This is a genomic window from Leptospira biflexa serovar Patoc strain 'Patoc 1 (Paris)', assembly GCF_000017685.1.
Taxonomy (GTDB): Bacteria; Spirochaetota; Leptospiria; order Leptospirales; family Leptospiraceae; genus Leptospira_A; species Leptospira_A biflexa.
This window is the reverse complement of the sequence record NC_010844.1, coordinates 13,094-33,584: the sequence shown is the minus strand read 5'-3', so window position 1 is coordinate 33,584 and position 20,491 is coordinate 13,094. Positions and strand designations below refer to the sequence as shown.

Genomic DNA, 20,491 nt, shown 5'->3' with positions numbered 1-20,491 from the left:
ATTGACAGATATCTATTTCTCTTAAATTGGTTATAATTTTTTTCATTTTGTCTCAAGGAATTCTATGAGACGCTTTCATTTCTTTATGTTCATATACTTTATTATAAAATTTTAGACGAATCCTTTATCTTGTAGCGATATTCATGCTTTCTATATTCAAAAACACTTAAATAAAAAAATAAATTGCACAATCAAACATAGTTTTCATTTTGCATTTATATTTTTAGTAAAATGTTAGAAGTAAAAACAAATATAACTCACAACGTCAAAAGAGATTCGATCAAAACAGGTTTCGAAAGGATATTATTTGAAAGAGATCATGATGGGAACCTATGGATTGGTTCTTGGAATCAGAGTCCAATTCTTTATAAAATCAATGAGACTCAAATCACAAGATTCGAATTTCCCATTGGTACTTACTTAGCAAGCGACAATCCATTTGATTCTAATCCAAACAATGTATTGTTTGGATCTTCGAATTCGGTTTTATTCTTCAAAGACAATACATTCTTGAGTCTTCCTTCTCCGAAGTTAGCGAACCCTTCGCCATACCAGATTTTGAATCTTGGCAACTATATTTACGTTATTTTTGCCAATACAAGCGGGAGAAAACAAATCCATAGATGGAATGGCACAAATTGGGAAATCTTGAATTGTGATTTAGAATTTCAAAATCTCCAAAATCTAAAACAAATCGGTAATGATAAAATATTAGTGACGGAAGGGAATTCAGAAATTGCGTACATCTTAGATCAAGACGGAAAGTTGATTTCTGAATTTGCACCGAGTGGTGCACCAATGAAAGTCAAAGTGAATTCGAAAAAAATATTTTTGTTCTCTGATTCAAAGTTGGAGGTGAGAAATAGCGATGGAAAACTAGAGAGTCTCCTTGATTTGTACGATGAGACAATGAAATCCTATTTTGGCTCATACTTGGAATTTATCGATGTCTTCATTCAAAACGAATCAAATCTAGTTTTGTTATTAAAAGAAAGAAACAAAAAACCAGCAAAAAAGCATCTGTTAAACTTTAACTTGGATACGTTCACTCTCACTCCACATGCTTTATCTGAGAAATTGACTCCAGATTTAAATTTACTTCAGTTTGAGATTGATCCTTCGGGAGAGTATTGGTTCAAAATTTTTGGGAACCATTACTCAGAATCTTTTATCACATTGAACGCGGAACTTACCAAATGAAACAGCCTACTCAACTCAATTTACAAAAGTCTGATCTTTACTCAGGAAATTTAAAGGAAATTATCATAGATCGGATGTTAGTCTTCCAATCGCTTAGAGATAAATTTCAGATGGCATTTGATAAAATCAAAAACAAACTAGACCAAAAGTTTTTGAAAGAATTTGAATCCATGTATGGTTTCCGACCCGGAAAAGAAATTCTGGAATGGGAAAATGTAAAAAATGCCTACAAATCAATCATGTATGAAGTAGCCGATGTTTGGAATATGATTGACCATCACTCTGCTGAGGAAGAGGAAATGGAGGAGGATGAAGATGGTGGTTTTGAATATGCTATTTCTTCGGTAGCAAGACTAACAAAAATTAAGGATCCGGAAGAAATACTCTCTTGGTTAGTTGGAACTTACAGCGGACTTATGTTTTTATTCAACGGTTCCTATGCTTTTGCTTCGGATGGAGGTGGAGACACTTGTTGGATCAATCTTTTACCGAATGAAAATGAATCGATAGAGGTAAATTATTATAACCATGAAATTGGCGAATTAGAAAACCTTCCCTATTTTTCCATCTCGCATTTCATAGTGGAAAACTGGAATCATGAATCAAATGAAAGTTATGACGATGATGAGGAGGAAGAAGAATTTGAAGAAGAAGATGCAGTTCCAAAATTAAAAGAAGCCATTCTACCTTCGCAAATCAAAGACAGTACAATTAAGGCTTTTGAAAAAGAAGCTACAAAATTATACGAAAAGAAACCGATCTATCACAATTCACTGGATATGTTTGAAAGATCGGCTTGGTTACTTGGCCATAGTTATGGAGATCCAACCTATGCATTTACAGAAAAACTTGCCAATGCTCCTTCTTATGCGCTGTGGGAAGAGGAAAAAGAGGACATCAAAAAGTACCCAAATTTAGCTGCGTATTGGATCCTTCACCACTTTTATTTAAAAAATGATGATGCTTGCAGAGAAACCATCAAACTTGCAAACAAATCAAAAGGAAAAATAATTCCCAAAATTTCCGAACACGTAATTGCCTATTTGGATGGAAAATCCAAATCATTATTCAATCTACCTTCCGATAAGCTAGAAAAAATACGATCCCTTACCTTTAGCAATGCTGACCCAAAACAAATTGAACCAAAAAATATCAAACTATACAATGATAGTTTAGGTCTCTCCAATCTTAACACTATCTCCAAGAAAGACCTGGAAGCGAGGATAAAAACTGAGGAAAATCTTTTCAAAATCATCGAAGAATACCCGGATGATGTGAATGCGCATGACATTCTTCTAAAAGAAATTTCGAAAAAAGATCCGAATCTAAAAAAACTGATCGAAGACTACTTTCGAGAACGAATAGGTAGTGCTTATAATACTTGGCCATACAATCCGGAAAAGTTAGACAAACGACTATCGATTGCGATCAACGCTGCCTTTCGACAAGGTTTGAAATACGACGCTGAGAATAAAAAAGCATTTTGTGGGATTACAAAAACAGTCGGGATGTTAGACGACGACCTGGCAATGGTTTCTTTTAGAGAAGCAGTTCGTCAACTCAAACAAGATGATCCAAGATTAGAATATGTCGTAGAAGCATTAATCAACAGTGAACAAGGGGAAGCTAATTCCATATTAGCGGAGGCTGCTTGGCGAACATTTGAGACATTAGACAATGTAAAAGAAATTCGAGAAAAAGTGCAAAAAGAAGGTCCGACCTTGAACAATATGTTCACAGTCTATACCCACTTAAACGAAGCTTTACAAGAACGAATTTTAATAATGGATGAAGTGTCAATCCAGCTGATCCAAAAACTCTTCACTTATAAAGACCATCTTGGTTATTTTGGAATCAGTGCTGGAAATGCATTTTCGGTATGTGCCCATTTAGATCTAAAAGAACATATTGAATTGATTGCCAGAGTTGTTAGAAATAGTTTCCAAATCAAAGGTGGAGACAGGAACTCTTATCTTGAATTGAGGCAAATTATCAACATTTCGGAAGCTACCTTAGCATGGGCCAAAATGGAACCAGAGAAGGCAAAACAAGAGTTAAACGAATTTTTTGTAAAACTGGAAGACTCTCATTATCCCGGTATAGCCATAGATCTAAGAGCCTGTTATGTAGCAGGATTATTACTTTTGGAACCAGATAACAATGATTATCTGTCTTTTGCAGAACGTATCCTTGGAAATAAGGGTGACCAAGTCAGAGTTTATGGAATCATTCGATGGATCAGAAAACAAAAAGTACAAAGATTCAAGGATCATCTTTGGTATCATATTTATGCTGACCCAGACCCGATGGTTGATTATTCTTGGAGTTACATCGAAGTGGAAGCTAGACGTGCTTGGATTGTACTCACTGGGGAAGATGCTCCAGAATTTAATACGTCTGATAAGTATGCAAACTCACTTTCAAAAAATAATTCTCTGTTACCAGAAGCAATCCTTCATCCAGAAAAGTATAGCATCCAACATGTATTCCAAAGAATTCGAGAAACCAAATACAAACATGAAGATGTAATCCGATACGGAGGACCATGGCTTGTAGAATCCTTACGGTATTCTTTGGACGAATATAAATACTCAGGATCTTATGATAGATGGGAAGCTATCAAAGCTTTGTTTTTCCAAGGTCCTGGAGTTTACCCCTACTTTCTGGAAATTTTGCAATTCCCTTATGCTGCACCTTCATGGAAAGCCCATCTATTACAATTTATGCGAGTGATGGAACCTGAATCTTTAAAATGGAAGAAGGTTCTCACAATGGAAGGAAGCGAAATCAAACAACTACTAGAACAACCTACTCCCAATTGGTATGTTTGGACTGATTTACTCGCGGCAAGATTGTACTTGTTAGATTGTGAATCCTCTTTTGACACGATCTCACAAGTGATCAGCAGACGTCTTGAAATCACAAATCACGATTCCTACTATTCTAGTATTTATGAAGAGTCACTTGGGCTTAGATTACCCTTACTCTGGAGAAGGTTTGGCAAAAAAGGAGATGATTCTATCGAATCTCACTGGAAAAAAGCAAAAAAAGGATCTGAAACTTATGCATTATTAGAAATGGCTGCTAGACGAAAATTAGAGGATCAAATCCCCGAAATGATTGCGATCAAAGAACCGGGGATTTTACTCACATTTTATCCCGAACAAAGGGAATACGGTTGGCACACATGGATCCACTTGGCAAAAGAAACCATACGATTTGGAACCAATGAGTTTCACTTGCAATCTGTCCTGCCTGATTCGAAAACGGAATCAAGTATGCCAGCGACAGAAACAAATTTGAAAACGGTTTGGGAAATGGCACATATTCTAGGTTATACAATATCCAAGAAAAAACCGAAAGGGAAAAAATAGCGATTTGATTGGGATGCATTGTAACCATTTACCGTTTCATTGGCAGTTTGATGTTGCCATAACAATGGGATGGTTACGATCACTTACTCTTTGCAATCGATTTCGCATACTCACTCGGTGACATCTTCTTCAATGACTTAAAAGCAACATTGAAGTTTGCTTTTGAATTGAATCCAACTTGGTAGGCAAGAGATAACAAATTGACTTTTGGGTTTTCTTCGATGAGCTTACAAACTTCAGCAATTCGGTATTCATTCACCAAGCGATTGAAGTTCATTCCCAAATACGCATTGATGTATTCACTGAGTTGGTAATCTTTGATCCCCAATCGTTCGGAAAGATTCGATAAATTGATTGTTTCTTCTCGGTAAACGAATTCTTGTTTTAGCAAATGATCAAGGTCTTGTTGTAATTTTTCCAAATTGAGATTTAGGATTCGGGATGTACGATAGGATTGCCGAAGGCCTGGTAAAATATCTTTAAACAACTGATGATTGATTTCTGTTCCAATAAATGCAATGACAGCCATGAGTGTGGCAAGTCCAGCCGTAAAATAAATCCCTGAGTTCCAACGAAAGACTGTGCTTACGAGAATGAAACTAGCAAATGTGATATTGCCTTTTAAGATCATTCCCAATACTCGAACACCTAGTTTGGCTTCCTCATTTGGATTTCGATACAAAATATTTCGATATTGGTAAATCATCCAAACAAAACTAATCACCCAATACAAACAACCAAGTAAGGCTAAATATTCCGGAATGGAGAACGGAAGCCCCGTAAAACTTTCATTCATGGATTGTTCTAAGACTTGAGGATAGAAGATTTGTAATCCAATCAGGAGAATCATCACTAGGAAGGTTGGATACAATCGTTGGAGTCTACCAATCGAAACGGGCTCTGTACTCAAAAACTGTTCAATGGTATACTGCATACTGCCTGGGATCAAATAGATGATGGGCACATAACCATGGTTCAAGAGGGAGAATTCGAATTCAAACCCTGCGAACAATCGGTAAGCATAAATGATGAGTGTCCCACCAGAAAAAGCGGCGATCATGGCAAAGGGAAATCCTTTGGACCCTTTCTCTTTCACGAGGATTCCGATTCCTAAAACAAAATGATACCAAGCACCAAATTGAAGCCAAGACCCCAAAAATTCAGACATACGACAAAAGTCGGACAATATGCACGGTTTCGTCAACTGTTTGGATTGGCTAGTGTACGAATCAAACGTACAAAATCATGATTTTAGACCTCATTTTTCGTCTAGGATTGCCATTTTAGACGCTAAACATCCCTCTTTATGTTATTTTTAAGGCAATTCAGAGGCGAATTATGAAAAAGCAAAAAAACTACCTCTCTCTCCTCCTCATCGTAGGGAACTTCCTACTGGTATCGTGTGGGGGGAATGGAAATCAAAACGGAAACAAAACGAGTGCCATCTTGTCGGTGTTAAATGGCCAGGCGCAAAACACAGAAGTGACACCTGAAATGTTAAAACAGAGTAATGCCGCAACCACAAGAGACATCCAAACGGCATTCCAAAATGAAAACGATGGAAGTTTTACTTTTAACGACAACATATCGTTTTTAAGTAATGACGGAGTCAAAATCACGGGGAACTTGTTCATACCAAAATCAGGCACAGGTCCATACCCTGCGATTATTTTTGTCAATAGCTGGGCACTCAATGAATACGAATACATTGTTCCTGCAGCCAAACTCGCAAAAAAAGGATATGTTGTTTTTAGTTACAACACACGAGGGTTTGGAACATCGGGTGGACTCATCAATGTGGCTGGTCCAAAAGATATGGAAGACCTTTCCAAAGGAATCGATTTTCTTTTAGCGAATGCCCCTGTCAATCCGTCAAACATCGGTATTGCGGGGATTTCGTATGGAGCTGGGATTTCTTTACTCGGACTCAGCAAAGAGCCACGAATCAAAACCGCTGTGGCCATGAGTGGTTGGGGGAGTTTACCTGATTCCCTTTATGGCAACCAATCACCAAGACTTGTTTGGGGACTTCTCCTTGTGACAGCAGGGTATATCACAGGAAGGATGGATCCCATCATTGCTGAGAATTTTCAAAAACTATTGGATACAAGAGATGTATCCACTGTTCTATCATGGGCAAAAGAAAGATCACCTAACAATTTTGTGGCGGAATTAAATGCATCTGGCAAACCAGTTTATATTTCCAATAACTCACAAGATAATTTATTCCAACCAAACCAAATCCTTCCTTACTTCGAACAACTCACTGTTCCTAAAAAATTGGATCTCAATAATGGAATCCATGCAACCGCAGAGATTGGAGGGATTTTAGGAATCAACAACTATGTTTGGACGAATGCTTATGACTGGTTTGATTATTGGTTAAAAGGAATCCAAAATGGAATTATGACAAAACCAAAAGTCACGTTTCAAAAACGTTTTTCGAGTGATCGTGTCAGTTATTCCGCTTGGCCAAATCCATCGAAGATCGAAAAGACCTACCACTTGCGACCAATGGGATTCTTTAGCCCAGGCAAAATCACAACAACAGCGAACACAAGTAATGGGAACGATACGATTCTCTCGGGAGGAACCAGTGCCACAACAGGCGTTCCCCTTTTATCGGAGATTCTGGACGGCGCCGTATCCGTTCCTGTCAAAACAAATGTGAATTTAATCGATCGAACCAACGCAATGGTCTATCTTTCTGACAGTCTCTCATCACCACTCAAACTTCGAGGGAGAACCTTTTACAAAGGTCGTATCAATAGTTCTGATTACGCGCCACATGTTATGGTATATCTCTATGAAGTAGACTTTTGGGGAACAGGAAAATTGATTAGCCATGGAACTGCAACACTCTTCAACGTGAAAGGAAAAGACGTAGATTTAAATGTAGACCTCCAAGCAGTCGCACATGACTTCCCTGCTGGATCTCGCATTGGTTTGGCCATCGATAACATTGACCCAATGTATGCGGTACCAAAACCAGTTTCACTCTACACGACTACGTTTAAACACAGCACATCGAATGCATCCACACTTAAATTTGAAAGTGAGTGAACAACATATCACTTAGTATTTGCTAGGTGAACATTTGGGAGAGACCTTCTCTCCCATTTTTCGAATTGATTTCGATACACGAGCGCCCCGGATAGCAGCGGAAATCCTTTGCCTTAGGCAAAGATTGGAGCGTATAGCCGGAAATGGCGCCCTAATTTTTTCTTTTTCAAAACGAAACAACAGATAATGATTGCCTTCCCACTTCTACGAGGTGAAACTATGTTTGATTTTTTGAATCAAGGGATTTTTTTTGCCAATACATTATTTTGCAGGGCTTCATCTGCACGAAATCACTTCGGAATTAACAAAACAAATCAAAAAGGAACAAATTGAGAATCACTTCGCATGCCACTCGTGGTTGTGCCGAATACCAATTTAATTCCATGGCTCAAACTCAACATACCGAAGTACAATGACTCACAACTTTCCATCAACATTGAATTTACATTTTTAGAAAAAGCGATTTTAAAAATGATTTTTACTTCCTTACAAATCCCTGCATGGGCGGAAAGTGTGGAATTTTATGATTACAATTCCTTCAAGAAGGATTGTTTTCGTTACCTCTATGAAAACCAAACGTCCTTATTCCAAAATCATCCAGAAATCAAAACATACATATCCGAATTACCAAAGTTATACTATTTATCCGACCTTTTGACAAAGTATTTCAAAGATTATGAATTGAATCGGTCTGAATGGATCCACCAATGGCTCGGGAATGAAAAGAGTAACATTCCAAACCAACTCACAAGTGATCCATACTGGGATTTAGAAAAAGAAATTTACCTCGGAACAAATGATGGTGGCAAAAAAAACTTATACTACTACTTAAACAAAGGGAAAGACTTATCCCTCCAAGGCAATTTACATTTTTTTTGTTTGTCCAATTTGTCTGGGACTTATATAAATTTTTTGAAAACTGTTTCTAAGAATCCAAATGCAAATTTAAACATCTATATCTACCAATTTCATAATGGCAAAGTCATTGGACAAAATCCAGAGAAAACCAAGAACTATTTATCCAAATTTGCAAAACCACAATCCTATCTAGCCAAAGAATTTTCGAATCTTACCAAACAAAAAGAAACTTCCAAATATGCAAGTGGTGGCATGTTAGCAAAACTAAAATCCATTCTGTTAGAAGAACAAGTAAAAGAAGAAAATTACTTAAACGATCAAACTGTGAGAGTATGGAATGCACCTTCCGAATACCGCGAGATGGAATCCATCGCCCATGACATCCTTCATAAAATTAGCACAAGCAAAGGGAACTTAAGTTTATTGGACTTTGCGATCCTTGTTCCGAATACAAATGACTACAAAGCAGCGATTGAATGGGTATTCCATGGAGGGATTTATACCACACAAAGGATTGATGAGACCCCTACTCTCCAAAGGTTGAATTATTCTCTATCTGATTTAGTAGCAAAAGAAACTTCTTTGTTATACAAAGTATTTGAAATTCTTTTCCAATCGTTTTTGAACAAGCGAATTCAAAAAGATGAATTGATCCATCTGTTACAAAATCCCCTCATCACTGGCAAAAACAAAATTGACTCCATTGACCAAACCCATTCTGTCATTCAGTTACTCGATTCACTCGGTTCCCTCTATGATGAAAACAAAGAAGAGAACCCGTATACAATTTCCTTTGGAGTGAAACGCGCAGTCCTATCTGTCATGAGTGATGAAGCTACCACTTGGAGTCACATGGGAGTGATCACAGATCCATTGGCAAAAGAAGATTCGGTTCTTTACTTGAATTTGATTTGGGAAGAAATCAAATCGTTACAATCATTTTTTGAATCGGAATTTTTACAGTTACCAATCAATGAAAGATTCAAAGCTTTTCAAACCAAATGGAACCAATTCTTAAAGTTTAGTGAAGAAACAGAAAACGAAAGGATCTATCTCACAGAGTGGTTAGGAAACATTGCGAAATGGTGTGACACTGAGTGGAACCATGTTACTGACTTTTTACAATTCCTTCAATTACAAACGGAGGAAATCTTTTCGAACATTCCCACACAAAAAGGAAATTACCTCACGGAAGGGATTACGATTTCTCTATTGCAACCCATGCGACCCATTCCCTTTTCGCATATCTATATCGTTGGATTGGGTGAAGGAAAATTTCCAGGTTCCAAAGATGTATCTAGGTTTAACTTAAGAAAAAATGATTCTAAACCTTGGGATTTGAATCGAATTGAAATCCAAGAATCCTTATTATGGGAAACCATTTTATCGGCTGAGGATAGTATCACATTTTCCTATGTTGGGAAAAACACATTAGAAGATAAGGAATTTGAGCCTTGTTCTAGTTTGTTTGAGGTGATGCATTCTCTTGGGATCGAAAGAGCGACTGAAATCCCCCTAACACCCTATAGTCGCTTTTATGATCGGGAAATTTTACATTCTTATGATTATTCTAGGAATTTAAAACAATACAGAAGTTTAAATACTGATTTGCCAAAACCAGATTTTACTTCCTTAGAAGATTTACCTTTGCCCCATTCAGAATGGAAATTCAAAAAACAAATCTCCATTGCATCCATTGCTTCTGCGTTTAAAAATCCCATTCTCCCTTACATCAAAGAAAACTTAGGGTTTATGGAAGATGAAGAAGAAACTTCTTTGGAAGAACCATTTTATTTCAATGCACTGGAAACCTTCTTATTCAAATCAAAATTTCTACCATTGTTTACGGAATCATTGGCAAAAGAGGAAACTTGGCCTTGGGACAAAGATACAATCAAACAAAAGATAAACGAGTTCAGTGCCATCGCAGAGAACAAGGCAGAATTTCCTTATGGGGCTTTCCATTTGGTCACAACAGAAACCTTATTAGAAGAACTCACTGAAATTGCAGAAGTGTACAAAACATTAAAGGGAGAGCTCTTCTCGAATTCCAATGGAATACAATATTTGAGTTCCCTCTCAGTGGGGGATACGGGACTACGAACTGGTTTTCAATTGCCAACATTTGTTTTGGATGAAACCCAATTCATCACTGGTGAGTGGGAGAATTTGATTGCGATTGGTGATACATACTACTGGTTTTATCCAAAAAGTTTCCATGGAAAACCAGAAAAAGCAAATGAATATTTAAAAGATTATTTTGGTAAGATGATCTATCTTTTCTTAAGTGCATGTCTATTCCAAACGATTGGAAAAAAATTAGTCATCATACCTATCTTATCGAAACAGAAGGAAGGGAATGAAATCCTTCACTTCGACAGTTTAACAGAAAAAGAATCGGCAGAATACATTCGAAACGTTGTCACTCTTGTCAATGAATCACCACCTATGTATGTACCAAATCCTGGTCTCAATCTATTTTTTGCCGAAATGGGAATGGAGCACTCTCTAGATGATGGTCACAAATTAGAATCTGCCTGGAAGGAATATTTGGAAGAAGAGTCAGATCAAATGATAGAATTCGAATCGAAACATATGAAATTATCTCCATATGTGAAGGATTTACTACATCAATTTTCATTTCAGAAGGTCTATCCCCTACTTTTGCCACTTCTGAAAAAAGGATTTTGAAAATGGACCATCCTTTAGTCAACCATCCCAATTTTATCGAAGCTTCCGCTGGAACCGGGAAAACACATCTAATCATGCAAATGTTAGGTGATGTGATGACCCATGATGTAACAAATCATACCAAAGAGAATCGACTGCTTCAATTTTTAGTGCTTACCTTTACAGAAAAAGCCGCAGGCGAATTAAAAGCCCGGTTAAAATTAAAAATCTTAGAATTATATGAGAACGGAAAACACCCCGAATACTACCATTACCTCCGCGATTTAGACCAAGTCACCATCTCGACCATCCACGGTTTTTGTAATATGGTGTTAACGGAATACCCAGTCGAAACCCAAAACAATCCCAATGTAAAATTAACATCGAATGAAGAATTGATTCGAAAGACCTTTTATGATCTGAAAAGAAGCCAATGGGAAGGGAGAGACAAGGAATCACTTGCAAACGATATTCTTATCTCCAATTTAAAGAAAAAGGAAGACCTCGTTATAAGTTCCACTTCGAAACTCCTTGCTGATACAAAGGACTATGTATTTCCGGAGTTTGTATCCTTAGAGGAATGCATTCACAACGCAAACAAAAGTAATCTCTTAGGAGAACTCATAACCATCTGCGAAGCTTTCAAAGGACCAACCGGTGAAGCGATTGCCGCTCAAGGAGCTAAAGGTAGTATCCCGAAATGGATGGAAAATTGGTCATCACTCGAGTCATTTGCAAAAGCGATCCGAAACGAAGATACAAAATATATAGCAAAAGAATTGAAACGAATTTCGAAATTAAGCCGTTCCCTTGGAAAAGAAGGCAAAGCCAGTGGATTCGATTATTTCCTTTTGGAAGGGAGTACTACCATTGCAAAAAATTTAGATGCAGCATCCGTTGTGTTACAAGGAAAAATAAAATCTGTTGTTTTATCGCTAAAAGAAATCTTCCCTCTTGGCCAATTGGATTATGATGGATCCATCTTTTTGCAAAATACAGTGCACGAACTCACTTCGAAAACAAAATCCATCATCGAAAATGGCGAATACCTGACTTATGATCAAATGATCTTAAAGGTATATGATGTCATTGTTCGTAATCCCAACCAAATATTAATTCAATCGTTACGAGAACGATTCCAAGTTTGTATCCTGGATGAATTCCAAGACACGGACAAAAACCAATACCAAATCTTTAAAACTTTATTTTTAGACAAAGATACAAAGTCCAGAATGCTCTTTTGTATTGGAGATCCAAAACAAAGTATCTATGGATTTCGCGGAGCTGATATTGGAATTTATCTGGAAGCATCTCGTGACTTCGAAGGATCAAAATCCACCTTAGAAACCAACTATAGGTCCACAAAAGAATTAATCCATGGACTCAATACCATTTTCCACGATGAAACAAAAGAATGGGGTGAAACTCATTTTTTTCCCATCGAAGAACCAGGCTCTAGTAAAGAAAACTATTTATATAAGAAAGTATCATCACCTGACATCGATACCATCAAGTACAAGTATGTGAATCCTGAGGAATCAGCGATTCATATTTTTGATTTCGAAGAACGGTTTCCGAATGTAAACAAATCCAGAAATATTTGGGCTGAAACAATTCGAAATGAAATCAAACGAATCCAAAACAAGGAAACAAGTCTTCTATACAATAAAAAAGGCGAACGCGAAATCCAAGAGATCAAGTTAAAGGACATTGCCATCCTTTGTGGGAATAAAAAAGAAACAGAACTTGTTGAATTTTATCTAACAAAAGCGGGAATCCCCTGTTCCATTTACAAACAAAGAGGGATTTACCAATCCAGAGAAGCAGATCAAATTGAAAATCTATTGGAATGTTTACAAAGTTCCAACTCCTCACAAAGTTATAAAAAAATCCTATTCTCTGATATATTCTGCATCCACCCTCATGAAATCCAAAAGTTTGATGAACACTCCATTGACTCCTATGAAAAATCTCTCATCGACAAATGGCAGAGACTTATCAAAGAAAATCGATACGCAAGTTTCTTTCGTTCTGTGATGGACGAAACCAAACTCTTTTGGTTGGAAGGGAATCATACACTGGAATGGGAACGAAAACGTACAAACTTCCGACAAATCTTTCAAAAATTATTAGAAGTACAACTGAAATCAAATTGTGGCTTGTTAGAGTTACTCGCGAGTTTGCGTGAGCTCAAACAAAAAAAACAATCTCCCGAAGAAGAGCCGTTATTTGATCGTGAAACAGAAGAAGATTCGGTGCAAATTTTAACCATCCATGCATCGAAAGGATTGGAATGGCCTGTCGTATTCTTATTTTATTTTGGCAATCGAGGGACCAATCTCACCAATACAGAATACCCAATTGAAATAGAAACGCCAGAAGGTAAAAAAAGAAAATGGATTCTTGACTTATGGGATTTGAATCCAGAAAAAGAAGACGAAGAAAACCATTTCCTGAATGAACAAAAACGTCTGTTATATGTTGCCCTGACAAGGCCCAATCTTAGGTTATACCTTCCCAAACTCAATTGGGGGAGGTCCAAAAAAGAAGATTCGCTTCCGAATTCTGGTTATAGCCAAATCCTCTACCAAGAATTAATTCGAATTCAAACCCTTCAAAATCAAAATCCTTTTCTTGAGTCGTCTTTTGTATTCCGAAATCCCAATGAATTTTCAGAATCACAAACAATAAACCTTCAAACATCAAGTGTCACCCAAACGAAAAAACCATCTTTCCCGATTCTCTACCCTTCCGAAATCAAAATTGGTCGAGTGCTCTTGCAACATAGTTATACAAGTTTGCAAGCCAATGAAAAAAACTTAAATGTTTCCCAAGAGGAAAAGAAAAAAGAATTAGAAGAAACTCCTGATGTAGAAGTAAGCACAACGTTCGAATTGCCCTCGAGTGCGAAGGTCGGAAACTTTTTACATAAAATTCTTGAATTATGTGATTTTTCTACCTTCCAATTGGAAGTGGATGCCATCCTCGAGAGTCCTTCCTGGAAGTGGGCGTACCAAAAATCTTTCTTACGATATCCATTGGAAATCGAAGGTAAGGATGCAAAAATAGAGCATACAGTGGCTACTTTATTGAAACATGCAATGACAGCAAAGATCAAGCTTGCGACAGGCAACTCCTTCTCTCTCAGTGAATTAAAGGAAGAAGAAAAATCCGCAGAATTGAAATTCCATTTGTTCTTACAGAACTTACTGAAAGAAAGTGGTGCCTCCTTAACAGATGGGTTCGAACACTACTTAAAAGGCGCCATCGATTTGGTTTTTGTAAAAGATCAAAAATTCTATATTGTCGATTATAAATCCAATTTGTTACCAAACAACGATTATAGTAGTGAAGCAGTCGCAAATGCAGTCCGAGACAAAGGTTATCTCTTCCAAAAGTCTGTGTATTCGTTTATTTTATTTGAATACCTAAAGTCTCTTTTTGGACCCGATATAGCCTTAGAGAAGTTTGGTGGAGTGTATTATTTATTCTTAAGAGGAATGTTAGGTGACAACCAAACAGGCATCTACTCTGATTTAAAACATTCTGATTCCGTATGGACGATCGAACAGTTTGAAGGAATCAAAAAAGAAGTGATGGCCTATATCCGGAGTGCCTCTGACCAATTGGAAAAGGTATATTCATGAAAGTGATCGATGAAAAAATCCAATCGTTTCTAAATTCGTTATACAAACTTTTCCCAGATTGGGATACGTCGCTAAAAGATACGATTGCCAGTTTACTTGTCCAATCACAAAGCGGAGATTTGTATCTTCCCATAACAGATGACACAACAATCGATAAAATGAAAGATTATTTCCCGTTTGTGATTGAAAGAACAGGAAAAGAAAACCGATTGTATCTGCAAAAAAGTCATTCCGAAAAAAGGAATTTCGAATCTCTACTCTTCACATTCTTAAACCACAAAACAAACCAAACAAAGAATACAACGATCACCGCAGATCAAATCAAAACGATTATAAGTGGTTTAGAAACAGAATCAAAAATCAAACTGGCAGAAGAACAAAGGGAAACGATTCAAGATGTGATCACATCCAATTTCCGTGTGATCTCTGGTGGCCCAGGGACAGGAAAAACTACGGTTGTATCCTTTATCTTAATGGCATTCGATCGATTGAAGTTACTACCTTCGATGGAAAGGATTGCCCTCGTCGCGCCAACAGGAAGAGCTTCGCAAAGATTAACAGAATCCATCCAAAGGAATTTGGAAAAGTTTCAAGCGGATCCTTCTCTGACTTCCAATTTCCGTGGACAAACCATTCACAATTTATTAAAAATCAACCCAACAACCAACCAAGCCAAATTTGGAGAAAAACGTTATCTACCCTATGATTTCATCATCATGGATGAAACCTCGATGGTTGATTTAAAATTAATGAATTTATTTTTTTCGGCGATCCATTTCGATACTCATATCATTCTCCTCGGTGACCCAAACCAACTTCCTTCCGTTGGGCAAGGTGAAGTATTAACGGATCTCATCACCACGTTAAAAAATAAAAAAGAATTTTTATCGGAACTTAACAGTAACCATCGTTTTTCGAATGATTCTGAATTCAGTGTTTTTGCTGAGATCGTAAAACAATCCTTTGATACGAATAGCAATACAAAACCATTTCCACTACCAAAGATGATCACAAAATCGGATTTGAATTTGAAACATGATTTTGTTTGGATCCAAGGTGACAAAAAAACAAAGTCAACCAATGGAAACCATCCTGAGATACACGATTGGAACATAGAAAGTATGGTTCCCTTTTTATGGGAAACATTCTATTTGCACACTGCCAATAAGACCTCAAAATTCCATTGGGAACCAAATGCACTGAAAGATCCAAAAAACAAATTCATTTTTGAGTCGATCGTGAATGAGTATCGATGTTTGACGATTCTAAGAAATGGATACTTTGGAATCGAAGCCATCCAAGGCCAAATCTTACGTTATGCGAAAAAACAATTAACCAATCCAAAAAACGAATTCCATCTCAAATACCGACAGTTATCCAAGTCTTTTTACTTTGAAGGGATGCCCATTATCATCCAATCGAATGACCCAATGAGAAAATTGTTTAATGGTGACATTGGTTTAGTTGTTTCGATCCATTCAGAGTTAAGAGCAGTTTTCCCCATTGAAGATCGATTGTATTCCTTTGCCTTAGACACACTCCCTGATCACGAACCCGCTTTTTTTCTCACCATTCACAAAAGCCAAGGTTCCGAATACAAATCGATCCTACTCTATCTTCCTCCGATGAATGTTTTGGACGTAGATTCAGAGAACAATCTTTCCATACTCAACCGAAGGATTTTGTACACAGCAATCACTCGCGCCAAAGAACGCGTGATCTTACTTGGTGACTTTCAAACTTGGGAATTTGGATTACAATCGTTTCGCAAGCGGTATACAGGAATTCACATTCCATAGCGAAAAGAATTCTTAGACTTAAGAATCACCATTCTTTAGTTTCACATCACTAAAAGCAAATTTCCCATCCAAACCAAAATAATAGAATTTAGGGCGTTGCGGATTGTATTGCAGATCCCAAGCATCTAATGCATTGTCCACTCCAACAAACCATTGGAAATGACCTAAAAATCTCTGAGAAAGTCTTAAGTTTAAATTTGAGTAGGGATTCACCATACGGTATCCATATGTGGGACTTGTGGTGCAATAGGAAATGTTCTTTTCAGCGCAGTAATCAGAAAGAACTGTAGGCAGTGTACCAAATAGGTTTTGAATTGAGCTTTGCGATTCTTGGTTTAAGATCGTTTCTAATGAATCAAAGTTTGATGGTAAATCTGGATTACACCAAAACGAATTTTTAATACAATAATATGGTTGTTTTCCAAAAACAACTGCAAAGACAGATAAAGAGATCCCACTTGATTTTTCTTCTACCCTGAGATTCAAATTCCAACGATGACGCCCTCTACCTTCCAATGGCAAATTGGTTAATTCATCTTTACTATCTGTATAAGTATACCCAACGCCCGTTGTCACAATGTCTGTCAAACGAATATTGATGGAAGACTCAATCCCTTGGGTCATTGCCTTTTGGTAATTTGACGTTTGGTATACCATAAGTCCTGATGCATCTCTTACAGGATTTGTTCGATATCCAATTAAATTATCTACATTGTTATGAAATAAATTCGAGCTATACCAAATTCTTTTGGTGATGTCCCACTCCCAACCGAAATTATAACTTCGTGATAATTCTGGTTTCAAATCAGAATTCCCTACTACACGATAACCAACACCTGGATTCAAAAAATTAAAATACAAATCTTGGAAACTTGGTGCTCGGTATCCAAGTCCATTCGCCACACGGATCCTAAATTGATCCGTCACATCATATCGAATGGCAAGTTTGGGAAGCCACTCCCCTCCATAAATCGAATCGTGGTCATACCGAATGCCAGGTACAATTTGTATTCTAGGTTTATCTGACACCCTCCACTCATCTTGCAAATAAAACGCATTCCTAAATCGATAGGCATTCCCATTGATGGACTGACCTTTCGTTAACAATGGATTAAAATCTTCGTAACAGAGATTAGGATAGGTTCGTCGACAATCGGGAGCAATCCTTGCCGATGAAATTTGATCTTGTAAATTTTCAGCTCCCACCGATGTGACATGATTTTCTGAAATTTTATAATCTACCCTTGTTCTAAATTCGGTGACTGCATTGTCAGTTCTTTGTTGTGAGTCTAAATCATCTGCCTTTCGTTGGTCCGTCACATATAAATCTTGGAATCTGGAATAGTTTGCATTTAGATTTAAATTTATTTTTTGTGATGCAATCCAATCTACGTTAAATGCCCCCATAAAATCATGTGTTTTGTTCCTTCGATCAAAAATAGTTCTGGGTGGAGATGCATCAACTGCTGATTGATCTAAATGCCTGTAGTAAAATTGTCCTGTGAAAATCAAATTATCAGTTGGCCTATACACTGTTTTATTTGATAAATTCATATCATTAAAGGCACTTCCCGATGTGGACTCAAGAGGTGGAGTGTACATCGGAAACCGTGTCGCTAAAATGTATTGGTTCGCGAGTGGTGTTTCAAACGTATATGGATTATACCCTGGAGCAAGTGATGCATAACGCCCGTTTCTTGGACCAATCGTAGCATCTGGAGTCAAATCATATCCTTCCCCTTTATGCCAACCAACGGTGAATAAAGTAGATACGTTATCAGACTTGGCACCAACGGAAGCATAGTTTCGGTATTCCATGTAAGGACCAAAGTACCGTTCACTACCAGCACCACCTAACGAACGAAATTCTGCAAAAAGAGGATCCTGTGCTTCTTTTGTGATGATATTAATGACTCCTGCAATGGCATCAGAACCATAAATGGCAGATGATGCACCTTTCACAATTTCGATCCGTTCAATATCTTCTGCTTTAAACCGAGTCAAATCAATCGAGCCGCTAAAACGCCCTGTTGTCCTTTGGCCATCCACTAATATCAAAACATTTTGAGCAGAGAGACCCTGTAACCGGACTGTCTGCCCCCTTTCACCTGATTGAGCAGGTTTTACCTCAATCCCCGGCACATTGCCTAAGGTTTGCGATAAATCTCTAGCGCCCATCGCATCGATATCTTTTCTTGTGATGACCTCTGTTGTGATTGTAGAATCTTTTAATAAATTCTTTCGCCTTGTACCAGTTACTGTGATGATATTTGTCTTATCTTCGATTGAATCAGTTTTGGATTCCGGATAAATGCCTTGAAAAGAAAATAAAGTAACTAGACTCCAAAATACAATGAAAGATAAAACTCTCATTAAGTTGGAAAATTCCGATTGTTTCATCAGAGTTTTTTCCATTGAAACTTCGGAAAACCTGATGTGCCAGCTGCATTATAATAGTCCAGAAACTGGACAGCATATTTTGCGCCGTCGCTTCCAGTCACAATGAATACTTTTGTTTTAGCTGTTAAGATTCCATTGGAATAGGAATACCAAGTTCCATAACCCGATGGCATTGGCGAAAGATCCAAAGGAGCAGCCATAGTCGGATTGATACTTTCTTGGGAAGCAGAAACAGGCCCTCCACCTGAACTTGTGAGTTTGACATCAATCACAGCCGTACATTCTGATCCATTGAATGCATTGGAAAAGTTTGTCTGACCAGAATCACAAGCTCCACCGGTGCCAGGTCCGCTCGTCCCACTATTGGTTGCGACATTGAATCGTTTGAACGCAATATCCCATTGGCTATTGACATCTGCCAATACCCCATTCCCTTTCAAACTGACATAGACCCAATTACAATTGGAAGATGCGTTTGCTGAAGTCGTAAAGGAACCTGAAGTGACAACAGCATTTGATGGAACACTAGTACAATTCAAACTCGTACTATTTTCATCCGATAATAAGAATAGTAAGGCTTGTGAGTTATCTTCCGATTTTGGTTTCATAGAACAATGAATCTGGAAGGAACTAACGATGAGTAAAATTGAGTATTTGAAACATGTTTTTAAAATGAATTTTTTTCTAGGCATATCTTTTCTCTTCATAAGATTTCTTTGCCAGATCGAATCATCCGATCTGACAGAGTTTGATTTAGAGTACACTGTCCGATGAGACGACGATCTTTGATGCGGTTAAGAGACTAACATTACTAAACCGAAAGAATGACTGACCACTTGTAGACAATACATTCTCTGCATTTGGCCAACCGACATAATTGATGATGGCATTTTCTTTTTGAAGAGTGGCTGTATTCTTACAATTTGCACCACCTACACCCGTTACCCATAAATAAGTAGTAGGAGCACTAGTATTACCTGAAAAGGATACACATAACTCTTGCTCTGTGGATAAACTAAAGGCGTTTGAATTGGCTCCACTGGCAGTTTGTCCACCTTGGTAGTTCCCAAATTCTAAGTTACGAAACCAAACATAAGGATTCGGGCTCGATACGGACTTACCAGCTACAAAAGAATATTGTCCTGACGCATTGGGAGTGGACGAAGTGGGTGTTTGCGAGTATCCTAGGAATAGGTAAAAGTATCCATTCTCCCCTAAGGCTTTCATTCCTTCAAAACGAAAGAAACGACCAGGACCCGCTTGTGGCGTACACAATGTAGCATACGTTCCTGATGTATACGAAGCATCGATTTTAGTTTCGCAACGTTTGTTGGCATCGGCAGCTAACAATCCTAAAAAGACTGTTGTCTCCGTTTGGGAATCACCATCATCACATTGGATGGATAAGAAACTGAAGCTGACGAGCAGTCCTATTTTGAAGATTCGGTTGGGTAGGTTCATGAATGCACTCCTTGATTAA

The 20,491-nt window shown here is 37.6% G+C and carries 10 protein-coding genes; 6 read left to right on the top strand and 4 right to left on the bottom strand.

Annotated elements, in window-relative coordinates; all coding sequences use genetic code 11:
* The first annotated feature begins 231 nt into the window (after positions 1-231).
* Together LEPBI_RS18555 and LEPBI_RS18550 are read left to right on the top strand one after the other, a co-directional pair.
* Positions 232-1,200, top strand: a complete 969-nt coding sequence (locus tag LEPBI_RS18555) for a hypothetical protein (RefSeq protein WP_012476776.1) — start codon at positions 232-234, stop codon at positions 1,198-1,200.
* Positions 1,197-4,574 carry a hypothetical protein gene (locus tag LEPBI_RS18550; RefSeq protein WP_012476775.1) on the top strand — a complete coding sequence of 1,126 codons (3,378 nt, stop codon included), beginning with the start codon at positions 1,197-1,199 and terminating at the stop codon, positions 4,572-4,574. Before LEPBI_RS18555 ends, LEPBI_RS18550 begins: the two co-directional genes overlap by 4 nt.
* Before the next feature lie 79 nt (positions 4,575-4,653).
* On the opposite strand, the gene LEPBI_RS18545 is transcribed toward LEPBI_RS18550, so the two are convergent.
* Entirely contained in the window at positions 4,654-5,742 is a 1,089-nt protein-coding gene (locus LEPBI_RS18545) for a helix-turn-helix domain-containing protein (RefSeq protein ID WP_041770288.1), read from the bottom strand.
* Between the two features lie 170 nt (positions 5,743-5,912).
* On the opposite strand from LEPBI_RS18545, the gene LEPBI_RS18540 reads away from it, so the two are divergent.
* The 4 genes from LEPBI_RS18540 (at position 5,913) to recD (ending at position 16,611) form a co-directional block, all read left to right on the top strand.
* On the top strand, positions 5,913-7,637 hold the full coding sequence (locus tag LEPBI_RS18540) for an alpha/beta fold hydrolase (RefSeq protein ID WP_012476773.1): 1,725 nt from the start codon (positions 5,913-5,915) through the stop codon (positions 7,635-7,637).
* 345 nt (positions 7,638-7,982) lie between these two features.
* The gene (locus LEPBI_RS18535; RefSeq protein ID WP_012476772.1) at positions 7,983-11,186 is read left to right on the top strand and encodes an exodeoxyribonuclease V subunit gamma; all 3,204 of its coding nucleotides are present in this window, start codon (positions 7,983-7,985) and stop codon (positions 11,184-11,186) included.
* A gap of 2 nt (positions 11,187-11,188) precedes the next feature.
* A complete protein-coding gene (locus LEPBI_RS18530; RefSeq protein ID WP_041770286.1) occupies positions 11,189-14,812 on the top strand; it encodes a UvrD-helicase domain-containing protein in 3,624 nt (1,207 codons plus the stop codon).
* Positions 14,809-16,611 (top strand): exodeoxyribonuclease V subunit alpha, encoded by a 1,803-nt coding sequence (gene recD, locus LEPBI_RS18525; RefSeq protein ID WP_012476770.1) that lies wholly within the window; start codon positions 14,809-14,811, stop codon positions 16,609-16,611. Before LEPBI_RS18530 ends, recD begins: the two co-directional genes overlap by 4 nt.
* Before the next feature lie 18 nt (positions 16,612-16,629).
* On the opposite strand, the gene LEPBI_RS18520 is transcribed toward recD, so the two are convergent.
* The 3 genes from LEPBI_RS18520 to LEPBI_RS18510 form a co-directional block, all read right to left on the bottom strand.
* Entirely contained in the window at positions 16,630-19,011 is a 2,382-nt protein-coding gene (locus tag LEPBI_RS18520) for a TonB-dependent receptor plug domain-containing protein (RefSeq protein ID WP_226992980.1), read from the bottom strand.
* Positions 19,011-19,703 carry an HmuY family protein gene (locus LEPBI_RS18515; protein WP_226992978.1) on the bottom strand — a complete coding sequence of 231 codons (693 nt, stop codon included), beginning with the start codon at positions 19,701-19,703 and terminating at the stop codon, positions 19,011-19,013. The genes LEPBI_RS18520 and LEPBI_RS18515 overlap by 1 nt, the downstream gene beginning before the upstream one ends.
* 61 nt (positions 19,704-19,764) lie before the next feature.
* A complete protein-coding gene (locus LEPBI_RS18510; RefSeq protein WP_012476767.1) occupies positions 19,765-20,472 on the bottom strand; it encodes a hypothetical protein in 708 nt (235 codons plus the stop codon).
* Positions 20,473-20,491: the final 19 nt, after the last annotated feature.